Annotated in this window: 11 protein-coding genes and 1 pseudogene; 8 read left to right on the plus strand and 4 right to left on the minus strand. The window is 38.9% G+C overall.

Annotated elements, in window-relative coordinates:
* Positions 1 to 400 precede the first annotated feature (400 nt).
* The 8 genes from M44_RS29560 to M44_RS14330 all read left to right on the plus strand — a co-directional run bounded on the left by M44_RS29560 (position 401) and on the right by M44_RS14330 (position 11,005).
* Positions 401 to 646 carry a LacI family DNA-binding transcriptional regulator gene (locus M44_RS29560; protein WP_337444123.1) on the plus strand — a complete coding sequence of 82 codons (246 nt, stop codon included), beginning with the start codon at positions 401 to 403 and terminating at the stop codon, positions 644 to 646.
* Entirely contained in the window at positions 643 to 1,407 is a 765-nt protein-coding gene (locus M44_RS23465) for a LacI family DNA-binding transcriptional regulator (RefSeq protein ID WP_337444124.1), read from the plus strand. Before M44_RS29560 ends, M44_RS23465 begins: the two co-directional genes overlap by 4 nt.
* Positions 1,408 to 1,611: 204 nt before the next feature.
* Complete coding sequence (locus tag M44_RS14305) at positions 1,612 to 2,946, plus strand: ABC transporter substrate-binding protein (RefSeq protein WP_029326903.1); 1,335 nt, start codon at positions 1,612 to 1,614, stop codon at positions 2,944 to 2,946.
* Between the two features lie 78 nt (positions 2,947 to 3,024).
* Positions 3,025 to 3,924 carry a carbohydrate ABC transporter permease gene (locus tag M44_RS14310; RefSeq protein ID WP_010174594.1) on the plus strand — a complete coding sequence of 300 codons (900 nt, stop codon included), beginning with the start codon at positions 3,025 to 3,027 and terminating at the stop codon, positions 3,922 to 3,924.
* A 4-nt stretch (positions 3,925 to 3,928) separates the two neighbouring features.
* Complete coding sequence (locus M44_RS14315) at positions 3,929 to 4,759, plus strand: carbohydrate ABC transporter permease (protein WP_010174595.1); 831 nt, start codon at positions 3,929 to 3,931, stop codon at positions 4,757 to 4,759.
* A gap of 12 nt (positions 4,760 to 4,771) precedes the next feature.
* Positions 4,772 to 6,106: a GH1 family beta-glucosidase gene (locus tag M44_RS14320; protein WP_010174596.1), complete on the plus strand. Its 1,335-nt coding sequence runs from the start codon at positions 4,772 to 4,774 to the stop codon at positions 6,104 to 6,106.
* 71 nt (positions 6,107 to 6,177) lie between these two features.
* The gene (locus M44_RS14325; RefSeq protein WP_010174597.1) at positions 6,178 to 7,509 is read left to right on the plus strand and encodes a glycoside hydrolase family 30 protein; all 1,332 of its coding nucleotides are present in this window, start codon (positions 6,178 to 6,180) and stop codon (positions 7,507 to 7,509) included.
* Positions 7,510 to 7,768: 259 nt separating this feature from the next.
* Positions 7,769 to 11,005, plus strand: coding sequence for a hypothetical protein (locus M44_RS14330; RefSeq protein WP_010174598.1), 3,237 nt, complete (start codon positions 7,769 to 7,771; stop codon positions 11,003 to 11,005).
* A 140-nt stretch (positions 11,006 to 11,145) separates the two neighbouring features.
* On the opposite strand, the pseudogene nadD reads toward M44_RS14330, so the two are convergent.
* The 4 genes and pseudogenes from nadD to M44_RS14350 all read right to left on the minus strand — a co-directional run bounded on the left by nadD (position 11,146) and on the right by M44_RS14350 (position 14,694).
* Positions 11,146 to 11,764 (minus strand): annotated as a pseudogene (gene nadD / locus M44_RS23470) (nicotinate (nicotinamide) nucleotide adenylyltransferase).
* A 37-nt stretch (positions 11,765 to 11,801) separates the two neighbouring features.
* The gene (locus tag M44_RS14340) at positions 11,802 to 13,268 is read right to left on the minus strand and encodes a nicotinate phosphoribosyltransferase (protein ID WP_010174601.1); all 1,467 of its coding nucleotides are present in this window, start codon (positions 13,266 to 13,268) and stop codon (positions 11,802 to 11,804) included.
* A 36-nt stretch (positions 13,269 to 13,304) separates the two neighbouring features.
* Entirely contained in the window at positions 13,305 to 13,853 is a 549-nt protein-coding gene (locus M44_RS14345; protein ID WP_010174602.1) for a cysteine hydrolase family protein, read from the minus strand.
* Between the two features lie 19 nt (positions 13,854 to 13,872).
* Positions 13,873 to 14,694 carry an NUDIX domain-containing protein gene (locus tag M44_RS14350; RefSeq protein WP_010174603.1) on the minus strand — a complete coding sequence of 274 codons (822 nt, stop codon included), beginning with the start codon at positions 14,692 to 14,694 and terminating at the stop codon, positions 13,873 to 13,875.
* Positions 14,695 to 14,935: the final 241 nt, after the last annotated feature.

Raw genomic sequence — 14,935 nt, forward strand, 5'->3', positions numbered from 1 at the left:
AAAATTCTTGCATCCTACAACGTGCTGTATGGAGTAGTTGGGTTCTGCTGGTCAAGTCATAAGTTCGTTATTAATAAAATTATTCACAAGACAATTGTATGTTTGTCCTTGCGAAAATATATTTCCATTATTTTATTAAGGTAAAAATCAATAGTAATTTTGACGTAGTGTTTTAACGTAAATTCGAGGATACCTTAAGGGTTACAAAGCAACCTTTAAGCTATTTAGAAGCTCAGATTCTCATTAGTATTCATAAGTACTAAATGATTTATAAAATCTCAGATTCATACGTAACATAAAATATTCACAATTAATCTAAAAAAATATGATTGCAATCGTTTTCAATTCGATCTATAATGATATCGAAAGCGCTTTCGATAATTGGTAGAGGTGAATTACCTTGGTCACAATTTATGATATTGCTAAAAAAACGGGGTTCTCAGTAACAACGGTATCTAAGGCAATTAACAACTACTCTGATGTAAGTGAGAAGACGAAGAAAGCCATTTTACAGGCTGTAGAAGATATGAATTATCTTCCAAATTCATCTGCCAGAACATTAAGTACAAAAAAATCCTGGACTATTGGTGTGATTTTCGTAGAATCTTTAGGCATCGGAATTAAGCACCCGTTTTCAATGAAGTGATTGAAAGCTTCAAGCAAGCTGTAGAAGTATTTGAATACGATCTACTTTTTGCATCCAGAAATCTTCATGGTAGTAACAAAAGCTATTTAGAACACTTTCGTTATCGGGGAGTAGACGGAGTTGTCGTTGTTTGCTCAGATATCCATAACGAACAAGTAAGAGAGTTGATGGCTAATTCATTACCGAGTGTTGTCATTGATTTAAGTAGTACAACTTCTAGCGTTGTGTATTCTGATAACATTACAGGAAGTAAGCTAGCAGTGGTGCATCTATATTCTCTAGGTCATAGACGGATTGCCCATATTGCGGGTCATGAAAGTACGTTTGCTGGCCAAGAGAGGCAAAAAGGTTTTATACGAGCAATGGAAGAACTATCCCTACCGGTTTTAGATGATTATATTGTGAATGGACAGTTTTTCTCTGAACAAGGTGGATATGATGCGATGAAACGCCTACTTTCTCTAGAGGAACCAGCAACAGGAATATTTGTTGCAGGTGACAATATGGCGATTGGTGCGATTGAAGCCATAAGAGAAGCGGGATTTGATGTACCAAAGGATTTCTCCATCATTGGATTTGATGATATTAATATAGCTAAACTAATACATCCCAAACTAACTACCATTAAGCAACAAACAGACTTGATCGGAAAAAGGTCAGCTGAGCTTTTACTCGAGCAAATCAATACAAAAGAAAAGCTTACAAAGCAGATCAAGGTTCCAGTTAAGTTAGTAGAAAGAGATAGCTGTAGAAAAATCTAAATGATTTCCAGCTATTTTACCCAAAAACGAAACCGGTTTCGCATGGAGTTTCGAAGATTCTAATTTGTAGCAGTAGATATCAATATTTTTTGATGAAAACGAAACCGCTTTCGTTTTAATGATTTATTGAAGGTAAAGCAAGATTCATAAAAAATCTGCTTTTACTTATAATACTAAGATAATAGTGGAGGGGTTAACGTGAAACTGAAAAAGTGGATGATTATCGCATTAGTATTTACATTCATGACAGGTATTATTGCGGGGTGTTCTTCAAGTGACAGCACCAATGGATCTGAAGGAGATTCTAATGATAAAGTGTTAAAGGTATGGTCTTTTACAGATGAATTAGGAGACGTCGCGTTAAAAACGTTTGAAGAAAAACATGGAGTAAAGGTTGAGTTAACAATCGTTCCAATCGCAGACTATCCAACAAAGCTTCGCCCGGCTCTTGAGAGTGGAGTAGGAGCGCCTGACGTATTTACAGGGGAGATTGCTTTCTTAAAGCAATGGACAGAACGTGATTATTGGGAAAACTTATCGGCAGAACCGTATAATGCGGATCAGTTAGCGGATGACTACATTCCTTATGTATATGACTTAGGAAAAGATTCAGAAGGTAATGTGAAAGCGTTATCTTGGCAAACAACACCAGGTGGTATCTACTACCGTCGTAGTATCGCATTAGAAGCATTAGGAACTGATGATCCAGCAGCAGTTGGGGAAATGATGGGTTCTTGGGATGGATTATTTGAAGTTGGTGAAAAGCTGAAAGATAAAGGCTATCGCTTATTCCCAGACGAAGGTGCGATTCGTTGGTTTGCGAAAGGCGCAGATCCTAAGCCATGGGTAAATGAAAACAACGAATTAATGATGACTCAGGCGAAATTAGATTACTTTGATCAAGCAAAAGAATTACGTGAAAAAGATTTAACAGCATTTGCACCAGAATGGTCTCCATCATGGTTCGCTTCAATGGATGGTCCTATCGCTTATAACGGTGGTTGGGAAGAAGTTGAAGAAGATGCAAAAGATAAGACCGAAGTATTTGCTTATGCACTTCCTACATGGGGATTACACAGTGTTCTTAAAGCAAACACAGAAGAAACTGTTGGTGACTGGGCAGTAACAACAGGTCCAAACCCATATTTCTGGGGTGGAACTTGGTTAGGTATTTACAGTGGTTCTGAAAAGAAAGACCTAGCATGGGAATTTGTTAAGATGATGACACATGACGAAGAATTCTTAACTGAATGGGCACAGGAAACAGGGGATGTGCTTTCATACCTACCTGTAACATCTAAAATCAAAGATGATTTCAGTGAAGAATTCCTTGGTGGACAAAATAACTACACATTCTTTATAGAGCAAGCAAATCAAATTGATGCAAGTGCTGTAACGAAATACGATCAAGAGATTGATACACTATTGGGTGGTCAAGTAAGTGAATATGTAGAAGGTAATAAAACAAAAGAGCAAGCGATTGAAGATTTCTATAAAGCAGTAGTAAATGCATATCCAGAAATCAAAACTCCAGAATAAGATTGACAATAGCAAAGTAGGGATAGAGGTCATTTTCTATCCCTTCTTATTTCAGCAAAATGAAAGAGGGAGAGCAGTATGAAAAACATCAATTACAAAGGATATTTCTTTGTAGCACCATTCTTTTTAATCTTCCTAACCTTTAACATCTATCCGGTTCTCCTAACCTTCTACTATACGTTTACACATTATGAAGGATACGGGACACCAGAATTTATTGGACTAGCAAACTACACAAGAATTTTAACAGATACAGCGTTTTTAGATGCGTTTGCCAATACATGGAAGATTTGGGGGCTAAACTTTGTTTTACAGATGGGGATTGCTTTATTATTAGCTGCACTATTTTCCGATCTGCGTTTTAGATTAAAAGGTGTTGGGTTCTTTAGAGCCGTATTCTATCTACCAAATCTAATAACAATAAGCTCTGTGGCGATTTTATTTAATATTATGCTAGATTGGCACCACGGTTCAATTAACCAAATGCTATTAAAGATTGGATTAATATCTGAACCTATTAACTGGTTAAATGGACCAGTGACTGCACAGGTTTCTGTTGCGTTAATTCTTACTTGGATGTGGTTTGGTTATACCTTTATCGTTCTGATGGCCGGTGTATCAGGAATCTCAAAAGAGTATTATGAAGCTGCTTTAATTGATGGTGCAAATCGTTGGCAAACGTTTTCACAAATTACGTTACCGCTATTAAAACCGATTTTATTATACGTTTTAATCACATCATTAATTGGTGGATTACAACTATTCGACTTGCCTATGCTATTAACAGATGGACTCGGTGCTCCAGAAGGTGCGTTAAATACAATGGTGTTGTATTTATATAATCAAGCGTTCCGATATAACAACTATGGTTATGCTGCAACGATTGCGTATGCATTATTCTTAATCACGGTAATCTTCTCGTTTATTACGTTCAAGTCTATGTATCGCGAAGCTAAAGCGACAAAGAAGCGAGGTTAGTAAAATGAAAAATAAAAAAGGATTCAACAAGGTACTCATCTATACGCTGCTGATTGTCTTAGCGATTATTAGTATCATTCCATTCTATATGATGATCATTAATGCTACTCGTGATAATAAAGAAATTATTATGGGCTTTAGCTTTCTGCCGGGTAGTAGCTTAATTGAAAACTATAAAACAATGAGCGAGTATGTAAATATTTGGGCGGGCTTTAAAAACAGTTTAATTGTATCTGTATCTGTTACCGTTCTAAGTGGTTATTTCTCCGCGTTAACGGCTTTTGGATTTGCTGTGTATAACTTTAAAGGGAAAAATTTTCTCTTCTTATTCATGCTTTTAATGATGATGGTTCCTGGCCAGTTAGGTCTAATCGGGTTCTATGAATTAAACAAAGTGTTAGGAACACTTGATACGTACATTCCGTTAATTGTTCCAGCTATTGCAAGTCCGTTTGTCGTATTCTTCTTACGCCAGTATCTAGCATCAACTCTTCACCCGTCATTATTAGAGGCAGCTCGTATGGACGGTGCTGGAGAGCTAAGAATTTTCCATACGGTTGCATTGCCAATCATGATGCCAGCCGTTGCAACGATGTCTATTTTTACATTCATTGGGTCTTGGAATAACTATATTGTTCCATTAGTCGTGTTATTCTCCCCAGAGAAATACACGTTACCAGTATTAATGGGCTTCTTAAAAGGATCTCAAGTTGCACAAAATTTAGGGTCACTCTATCTTGGAATCGCTATCTCTGTAGTTCCAATTATGATTGCATTCTTGTTCTTCTCAAAATATATCATCAGCAGTATTTCAGCAGGATCAGTAAAAGGTTAAGAGGTGTTCATGATGAAAAAATTTTCACAAGACTTTATATTTGGAACGGCTACATCCTCCTATCAAATTGAAGGAGCTGTCACACAGGACGGAAGAACTCCTTCGATCTGGGATACGTTTTCAAAGACTCCGGGGAAAGTATGGGGAGGAGACACAGGGGATATCGCCTGTGATCATTACAACCGAGTAGAAGAGGATATTCAAATTCTAAAAGAATTAGGTGTAGATTCGTACCGATTTTCCATTGCATGGCCAAGAGTATTCCCTGCAAAAGGTCAATATAACGCAAAAGGAATGGAGTTCTATAAGAATTTAGCCAGACGATTGGTTGAAGAAAATATCCAGCCGTTTGTCACCATTTATCATTGGGACCTGCCACAATGGGCTCATGAACTTGGTGGATGGGTGAACCGTGAGTCTGTGGAATGGTTTGAAGAATTTTCTTATAAATGCTTTGAAGAACTTGATGAATATGTAGCAAAGTGGATTACTCATAACGAACCATGGTGTGCAGCTATGCTAGGCTATCACCAAGGCGAGCATGCTCCTGGACATACGAATCTTGACGAGGCCATTCGAGCGGCTCACCATATTCTTTTGTCACATGGTCGTGTGGTTCAGATGTATAAAGAGAGCTATAAGGGAACGAAGGAAATAGGCATTACATTAAACCTTTCTCCTGTCTATGCAGCGAGTACCAGCGCCAATGACCAGTTAGCTGCGAACAATTTTGATGGCTACTTAAACAGATGGTTCCTAGAACCAATATTTAAAGGCAGCTATCCAGTAGACATGATGAACCTATATTCAAAGTATATTCATAGTTATGATTTTATCCAAGAAGGTGATTTAGAAACCATTTCTTATCCATCAGATTTCTTCGGTATTAACTTTTATAATCGTGCGTTAATTGAATTTAGTTCGGCCGCAGATTTCATGTTCAAGCCGGCTTATTCTGACTATCCAAAATCCGGAATGGGTTGGGATATCTCACCTAACGAATTTAAGGAATTAATTCATCGCTTACGAGAAGAGTATACCACTCTACCAATCTATATAACGGAAAATGGTGCTGCTTTTGATGATAGATTAGAAGAAAATGGAAGTGTTCATGACGAGGGCCGTGTAGACTATGTAGAAAAGCACATAACGGCTGTTGCAGAGTTAAACGAAGAAGGTATGAATGTAGCGGGCTACTATTTATGGTCTCTACTTGATAACTTTGAGTGGGCATTTGGGTATGAAAAACGTTTTGGAATCATTTTTGTTGATTTTAATACTCAGACAAGGTATTGGAAAGATAGTGCGAAGCGATATGCAGAGATCGTGAGAAACCGTTCTATTTAATTTAGTCTATCAGTTTACGAAACCGGTTTAGACAGAGATTGCACAATCATTCTATAAGAGGTGAGTGGGGAATGAAGAACGTACAGGTAACCTTAACGGCAAAAGATACAGAGAATCGTCTCTCAAAGAAAGCTTCTATTCCAATGGTGAAAGACACAGAGTCATCGGTCGATATTGAATTATCGACCGATGAAATGTATCAAGAAATCATAGGATTTGGAGGAGCTTTCACAGAGGCAGCAGCGTATACACTTGACCAAATGTCAGAAGAAAAGCGTCAGGAAGCTCTTAAAAGCTACTTTGATCAAGAAAATGGTTTAGGTTACACTATTGGGCGAGTAGCCATCCATAGCTGTGACTTTGCTTTAGAAAATTATACGTATATAGAAGAAGGCGATAAGGAGCTTTCTACTTTTACCATTGAACGCGACTACAAATGGGTCATCCCTATGATAAAGGATGCAATGGAAATCAAAGGTGGAGATATTGAGTTATTGGCATCCCCGTGGAGTCCGCCGGCTTTTATGAAGACAAACAATGAAATGAATCATGGCGGTAAGCTACTGCCAGAATATCGTGATGCTTGGGCAATGTACTATACGAAATTTGTTAAAGCCTATCAACAAGAAGGGCTTAACGTGACCGCGATTACTGTCCAAAATGAACCTGCAGCGGTGCAAGTGTGGGATTCTTGTATTTACACAGCAGAGGAAGAGCGTGACTTTGTGAAGAACCATCTTGGTCCCATCATGGAACAAGAAGGGCTTCGTGATATTAACATTATTATTTGGGATCATAACCGTGATATCGTTTTAGAACGAGCGAGTACCGTGCTTTCAGACCCAGAAGCCGCGAAGTACGTTTGGGGTACAGGTATTCATTGGTATGTTAGTGAAGACTTCGCCCAAGTAGGTGAGGTTCACAACCGATTCCCTGATAAGCATCTTCTGTTCACAGAAGGCTGCCAGGAAGGTGGCGTAAAGTTAGGCGAATGGTTCACGGGCGAGCGTTATGCACGAAATATGATTGGAGATTTAAATAACTGGGTGGAAGGATACTTAGATTGGAATCTTGTTCTGAACGAAGAGGGCGGACCAAATCATGTCCAAAACCTATGTGATGCTCCAATTATCGCGGATACGAGAACAAATGAATTGCACTATAACAGTTCATATTATTATATAGGTCATTTTAGTAAATTTATTCGTCCGGGTGCGGTTCGAATTAACGTAAGCAATCACAATGAAAACCTAAAGACGGCTGCATTTTTAAATAAAGACGGAAGTGTTGCGACTGTGGTTTTAAATGAAACTGACGAGACTGTTCCATTTAAAATGAGGTTTAAGGGAGAACTGGTAGAAACAGAATTACCAGCACATGCTATAGCGACGTATGTGATATAACTAACGGCTATAAAAACAAATAACAGATGACTTGAGAAGAACACAGAAGTCTTCTCGAGTCATCTGTAGTGTTATGCGGTCTCTAAAACAACCTGAAACTTTCAAAAGTACCCATGAAAAAATACAAGGTTGACGATCTCTGCAGGAAGCGAGCGTCCTTCGCTATACTTTACCGAACATATTCTGTACTAGCAACAAACTAAATGAAAATGCCAAGATGAATGAAAAGCTGGATTACCTAGGAAAGGGGAAGAAGCACATGAGACAACCTTCATATTTCTTTGATGAAAACAAACGTTTTGTCATTGAAGAGTTCGACCGCGCGACACCATTTTCAAGTTTCTTACCAGGAATTGCAGGACTGAAAGGGATCCCAATGTGGACGTTTTACGTCAATAGAGGACAAGTCATTTCAAGCTTTGGTATAGGAGATAAGGATAGTCCCATTATGGAGTTTACTCCTGCAAACGGTGCCTATAAATCTGTACCAACGAGTGGTTTTAGAACCTTTATAAAACTGAAGCATTCATCAGAAATATACGAGCCGTTCCGTCCGCTTAAAAATGAACAACATATTAAAAGAAAAATGTACATTGAAGCTGGACAAGTTAGTATCGAAGAAATCAATCTAGAATTAAATCTCAAGATAGTTATTCATTATTTCCATATGCCAGAAGCAAACTTTGCGGGTCTTGTACGTAAAGTTGAAGTAACCAATTTGGGGAACGAGCCGATCCAGTTTGAGGTAGTAGACGGTGCACCAGAAATTTTACCATATGGTGTAACGAATGCTGCATACAAAGAAGTTGGAAATCTAATGCGCAGCTGGATGGAAGTATACAATCAAGAGAATCGTATTCCGTTCTACCGAGTTCGCGCAAGCATTGGTGATGAGGCAGAGGTGAGTGAAGTTACAGGTGGACATTTTTACCTATCATTCTCAGATGAAGAAGAGCTGATTCAACCCATAGTTGATACAACCATCCTTTTTGGAGAAGATACGGCTTTACACTATCCGGAAGAATTCGATCGATTATCCTTGGAATCATTAACAAAACAATCACAAGTGACAGCTAATAAAGTACCTTGTGGTTTTACACCTGTTCAACGTTCATTACAGCCCAATGCTTCAACAACAATTTGGACGATGATTGGACATGTTAAAGAAATCGAAATTGTTCAAAACCATGTTCCGAAGATTGTTAGTTTGAGTTATATGGAAGCAAAACAAAAACGTAGTGAAGAGATCATCAGGTCTTTAACAGACAGTATTGATACACATTCTTCTTCTGAGTTGTTTAATGAATATGCAAGACAGAGCTATCTTGATAATATGCTCCGCGGTGGGTATCCTCATATTTTAGAAAACGGACAAGATGGATTTGTCTATCACCTGTTCTCTAGAAAACACGGGGACCTTGAGCGTGATTACAACTTCTTTAACATCGCTCCTGAATTCTATTCCCAAGGGAACGGAAACTTTAGAGATGCAAATCAAAACAGACGAAGTGATATTTATTTCAATCCAAATGTGAAAAGCTTTAACGTCAAAATGTTTATGAGCTTAATTCAGGCAGATGGGTATAACCCACTATCTGTAAAAGGCTGTTCATTCAACGTCAAAGAATCCGCTAAATCAATGATTCCTGAAATGATTACAAAGCATTTGCAACAAGGGGATGACCGTCTGCGAAAGCTATTAGAAGGAGCGTTTACTCCAGGTCAAATTAGTACATTAGTAGACACTTTAGGACTGACGTATCGTACTAACGAGGAATCGTTCTTCCTTGATGTGTTTACGGTAGCGGAGCAAGAGATTGAAGCGAACTTTGGTGAAGGATATTGGGTTGACCACTGGACGTACAATATGGACTTAGTGGATAGTTATTTAGATGTCTATCCAGATCGAAAGGACACCTTCTTATTTGGAGAAAAGGATTATAAGTTCTTCGATAGTCCCGCACAAGTGTTGCCACGTTCTGAAAAGTATGTGTTAACGAAAGAAGGTACGGTGAGACAGTACGGATCTGTTATAGAAGATGAGGAAAAAATGGACCGACTGGGCATGAACATAAATTCTACACATTGGATGAAAACGGAGCAAGGCCAAGGTGAAGTGTATACAACCAACCTATTTGTGAAATTGCTATCCCTGTCCCTTGTGAAATTTTCTACTTTAGATCCAGCGGGAATAGGGATTGAAATGGAAGCGAACAAACCAGGTTGGAATGATGCATTAAATGGACTTCCAGGAATTTTTGGTTCAGGAGTAAGTGAGACTCTTGAGTTGAAGAGGATGGTACAGTTCATTAATAGCAGTATAAAAGCATATGGTCATCAGCAAGTTCAAATACCAGTTGAAATCTTTACATTACTTCAAGGTGTTGGAGAGGAGTTACAAAAGCTAAAGTCAGAACAAATCTCTGAATTCGACTATTGGGATGCAGTTTCTAGTTTGCGTGAAACCTACAGAAGTACTATCCGCTTTGGATTCGCGGGAGATGAAAAAGTAGTATCCTTACAGGAGTTAGCTTCTCTTTACGAGCTATTAGAAGAAAAACTAACGGTAGGAATCGATAAAGCGGTTGAATTAGGAGAGGGATTAACTCCTACCTATTTAACATATGAAGTAGATGAGTTTGAACAGGTTTTGGATCCTAATGGAAATCCTGTTATGAGTGGATATGGCTTACCAAAAGTGAAGATCACGAAGCTATCAGCACCAAAGCCATTGCCTCATTTCTTAGAAGGTCCTGCTCGAATGTATAAAACATTTAAAGATGTTGAACGGGCAAGAAGCATTCACGAAAAGGTCAAAGAAACGGACTTATATGATCCGGTAATACACATGTTTAAAACGTCCGTTAGCCTAGACGAGCAATCTCATGAAATTGGTAGAATTAAGGCCTTTACGCCTGGCTGGTTAGAAAGAGAATCTGTTTTCCTTCATATGTCGTATAAGTATGTTCTAGAGCTGATTAAATCTGGTTTATATGATGAGTACTATGAAGAAATCAAGACTTCACTTGTGCCTTTCCTCGATCCAGCCGTGTACGGAAGAAGTACATTAGAGAACTCTTCCTTCCTAGCTAGTAGCAGTAATCCAGACCCTTCTACACACGGAAGAGGGTATGTTGCTCGCCTAAGCGGTTCGACTGCTGAGTTTCTGAGCATGTGGAAAACCATGATGATGGGACACACTCTATACTCCGTTCAAGGTGGTCAGTTGACTCTATCATTATCCCCAATCCTGCCAAAGTGGCTATTCACAGAAGAAGGAACCTTGTCGTTTATGCTATTTGGAACGACGAAGGTGACCTATCATAATGTGAGTGGAATAGATACGTTTGGAGAGAATGGAGCCGTAGTGAAAGGGTACAAGTTAACATTTAAAGACGGAAGGACGGTCCATGTTGAAGCAGCTTCTGTCATAGGAGCCGACGCACAAGCCGTTCGAGATGGTGAAATAGTGGAGATTGAAGTAACGCTAGGATAATAGATGTAGAAGTAACACCCCTTGGACTGATACTCAGCACAAGGGGTGTTTTTCGTTATATACTTTGGTGAAGAGTATTTTATAATGGAGAATCTAGCCTTTTAGCAATAAATGAAGGGAGATTCGCCTTGAAATAATCGTTACTTCTTATATAATTCGTGCTCTTTTATATAGTGATAGCACTTATCTGGCATTAAATACCGAGGTTCCCCGCCCATCCTTAGTTCATCGCGTATATAGGACGAACTAATATCCATTGCCAGTCCTTTATCTATCAAATGAAAAGTGCTTCCGTCGTCATGGTTACGGAGAATTCCAGACTTCCCAATAGTGGAGAGCATATCGATTCCATTTCTAGCCATGACAATAAATTTAAATTCCGATACCAACTTTTCACTGTTTGACCACTTGCCTTCTCCAATATCCACTAAAAGATCTGCTCCCATAATAAAAAATAACTCATCATGTGGATGGAGGGCCGAAAAATACTTCATGGTTGTATACGTATCAATCTTCCAAGCATCTTGCTTCATCTCGTAATCATGTAGGGTAAATTTGGGGTTATCTTCTATGGCCATCATGACCATATTTTTTCGGTGCTCATCGCTAATATGGAGTCTTTTATCTTTTCGTTTTATTTGAGCAGGGTAAGAAAACAATGGTATCTAACTTTGAGCGATGTGCAACCGTGCTAGCCGTCCATAAGTGTACATTTGTTATTGGATCAAACGATGAACCATATATTCCAATCCGAGCCATCTTCACCCTCCTAATTGGTCTTCAAAAAGAGACTGTTTTAGTGCACGCCTTTTGCTACCTTTTCCTTCATTATTTCAATGTTCTTCATCTTGTTATCCCAACATTTTTGGCTAAGATCGACTGGATATTCTTCAGGATTTAAGGAACGTGTATATTCCTCCCAAAGTACTTCTAAGCTTACTTTGGCATACCTTTGAATTTCTTGTAAAGTAGGTTCTTGATAAACTAGTTCACCATTCACGAATATATCGTGATGTAACTCTTTTGCTTCAAAATCAGTAATAAACTTACTGATGTACGTATGAACAGGATGGAACATTTTAATTCGCTCTTCCCTTTTAGGGTCTTCATCTTCTAGAGCTATATAGTCACCCTCAGCCTTGCCGTTAACAGTATTGATAATTCGGTATGGTCTTTTCAGTCCCGGAGTAGTTACTTTCTCTGGGTTACCAGAAATTTTAATCGTATCAACCATGGTACCGTGCTCATCCTCAATGGAAACTAACTTATACACAGCCCCTAAGGCTGCTTGATCATAAGCTGTAATAAGCTTTGTACCAATTCCCCATACATCAATTTTGCATCCTTGTGACTTGAGGTTCATGATGGTCTGTTCATCTAAATCATTCGACGCAATAATTTTTGTGTCTTGAAAACCAGCAGCATCTAGCATTTTCCTAGCTTTTTTGGAAAGGTACGCGAGGTCTCCACTATCAAGTCGGATCCCCACAAAGTTAATGCGATCTCCTAATTCTCTTGCCACCTTGATAGCGGTCGGAACACCTGATTTCAACGTATCATACGTATCGACTAGGAATACACAATTTTTATGTCGACGAGCATAGGCATGAAACGCTTCATATTCATCACGGTAAGCTTGCACCATAGAATGAGCATGCGTACCAGACACAGGTATACCAAATATTTTACCTGCACGAACATTACTCGTGGCTTCAAGTCCACCAACATAAGCGGCTCTAGTGCCCCAAATGGCTGCATCCAATTCATGTGCTCGACGCGTTCCAAACTCCATGACGGTTTGCTCGCCAACCACCTGCTTAATGCGAGAGGCTTTGGTAGCAATTAATGTTTGGTAATTCACAATGTTAAGTAGGGCGGTTTCAATAATTTGGGCTTCAGCTAAGGGAGCTTCTACGCGTAAAATGGGCTCATTGCCGAAAACGAGTTCTCCTTCTCTCATACAACGAATGTTTCCAGTAAAACGTAAAGTGCTCAAATACTCTAAAAATGGCTCGTCATACCCTACGACTTCCTTTAGGTAATCAAGGTCACTTTGACTGAATGTAAAATTCTTCACATATTCTATGATTCTTTCCAAACCAGCAAAGACACCATAGCCATTGTGAAAAGGGAGCTTTCTAAAATATAAATCAAATACGGCTTTTCTTGTGTGCATACCATCATTCCAATACGATTCAGTCATATTAATTTGGTATAAATCTGTATGCAACGCTAAGCTATCATCGTAATATGTTTTACTCATGCAAAGTGCCTCCTAAGGAAGATAAGGTGGTGGGACTTATAGAATGGTCGCTCCTAATACGTCTTTAAAATGCCCTAATGCCCATTCGTGACCCGGTTGATTAAAGCTAGCAATGGCCTCTTTGTAAACAGAAATTTTATATCCTAAGTTATAAGCATCAATCGCCGTGTGTAGCACACAAATGTCTGAACAAACCCCTGTTAGGTATACATCTGTTATACCCCTTTCACGAAGTTTCATGTCAAGGTCTGTTCCGGCGAACGCGCTGTACCGAGTCTTCGGCATATCATACACATTCGATTTCTCTTTGTTTTCCCAAAATACGTTTTTCAATTCACCATACAGCTCAATTCCAGGAGTTCCGGCAATATTATGAGGAGGAAAGAGTGTCGTTTCAGGGTGGTGGACGTCTCCTTCGATATGGGTATCAGTAGCGAATACGGTGAAATCACCGTTCTCTATAAACTCCCTTGTAATGGAAGATATCTTTCTTTCAATTACTTGAGCAGGTTTCCCACATGTGAGTGCCCCGTTGTCTTCAACAAAATCAACCGTGTAATCAATAGTAATTAGTGCTCTTTTCATGAAAAATCACTCCTTATCATTAATAGCTTGAAGAATAAATGGACCGAACAAAATCTTGGTCACTCCTATCTTTAAATCGATAGAGCCTTGTAGGTTGTTTTGAATGTCTTGCTTCTTTAATGGGCTGCCCATCATCGTCTGTAACCAATTCAATAAAGGGTAGCTGGTTAATTTTCCTAGAAAGAGCGGAGTCAGTTTTAACAAGAGGTTCATTCGTCACCAAGCTTAGAAGGCTTCGTAATTCACTAACAGTAAAATGTTTTGGTAAAAAGTACTTTGCCACAGTTGTTTCTAAAATAGCTTTTTTTACTGCCCTACTCGCATCTTCTATAATATTCCTATGGTCAAAGGCTAAAGGAAGATTCATAGCTTCTTCCATCGTAAATAAATCAACTTCTATCGCATCATCGTCCGCCTTTTTATTACGTAACACCTCTTCTGGCACAACCGCATAAAAGGAATTGCTGATAATCCAACCTCTAGGATCCCTTCCAGGCGTATCGTAAAATCCAACATGCTGTAAATGAAACCCTCCTACGCCCGTTTCTTCCAAAAGTTCTCTCTTAGAAGCAGCCAGTGCACCGTTTTCTCGATAATCAACGAATCCTCCAGGAAGTGCCCATTTGCCACCTTCAATGTTAGGATTTCCCTCTTTTGTAGTGAGACCTCTTTTAATTAAAAGGATTTTCAACTCCATACTAGGAGCTTGAAATTGACGTATTTTCTTTGATGCTACCGTAAAAACTGCAATATCTGCTGTATAGCCATCTGGAGTAACATAGTCTTTCGAGTTGTAATTTTTTAGAGCATCTGCTGCGTTGACATGTTCTTCGTTTTGCAAGTGTGGTTCACCTCGGTTGTATTTGTTTAGTTGGTTGATTGCTTGTGCGGAGATAACTTTTTACAATTTGTTAATTGTTATTTGTTAATTAAATAATATCATGTGCGAGTGGTGATGGCAAGAGATCCCCATCTTCAAGTGTAGCTAAAGTAATATTTTAATTAAAAGAACAAAACAGGATGTGGTGATAGTTATTTTTCTCCTAATCTTTTCGTGGAAGGGCCGCGCGGTGCAGAAAGGA

The sequence above is a fragment of the Bacillus coahuilensis m4-4 genome (assembly GCF_000171615.1).
In the GTDB taxonomy this organism is placed as follows: domain Bacteria; phylum Bacillota; class Bacilli; order Bacillales; family Bacillaceae_K; genus Bacillus_T; species Bacillus_T coahuilensis.

What these genes read in the sequence shown, in the direction of transcription:
- M44_RS14320 (WP_010174596.1), top strand. Translation starts at nt 4,772, where the DNA reads ATGAAAAAATTTTCACAAGACTTTATATTTGGAACGGCTACATCCTCC.
- M44_RS14345 (WP_010174602.1), bottom strand. Translation starts at nt 13,853, where the DNA reads ATGAAAAGAGCACTAATTACTATTGATTACACGGTTGATTTTGTTGAA.
- M44_RS14310 (WP_010174594.1), top strand. Translation starts at nt 3,025, where the DNA reads ATGAAAAACATCAATTACAAAGGATATTTCTTTGTAGCACCATTCTTT.
- M44_RS14330 (WP_010174598.1), top strand. Translation starts at nt 7,769, where the DNA reads ATGAGACAACCTTCATATTTCTTTGATGAAAACAAACGTTTTGTCATT.
- M44_RS14340 (WP_010174601.1), bottom strand. Translation starts at nt 13,268, where the DNA reads ATGAGTAAAACATATTACGATGATAGCTTAGCGTTGCATACAGATTTA.
- M44_RS14315 (WP_010174595.1), top strand. Translation starts at nt 3,929, where the DNA reads ATGAAAAATAAAAAAGGATTCAACAAGGTACTCATCTATACGCTGCTG.
- M44_RS14325 (WP_010174597.1), top strand. Translation starts at nt 6,178, where the DNA reads ATGAAGAACGTACAGGTAACCTTAACGGCAAAAGATACAGAGAATCGT.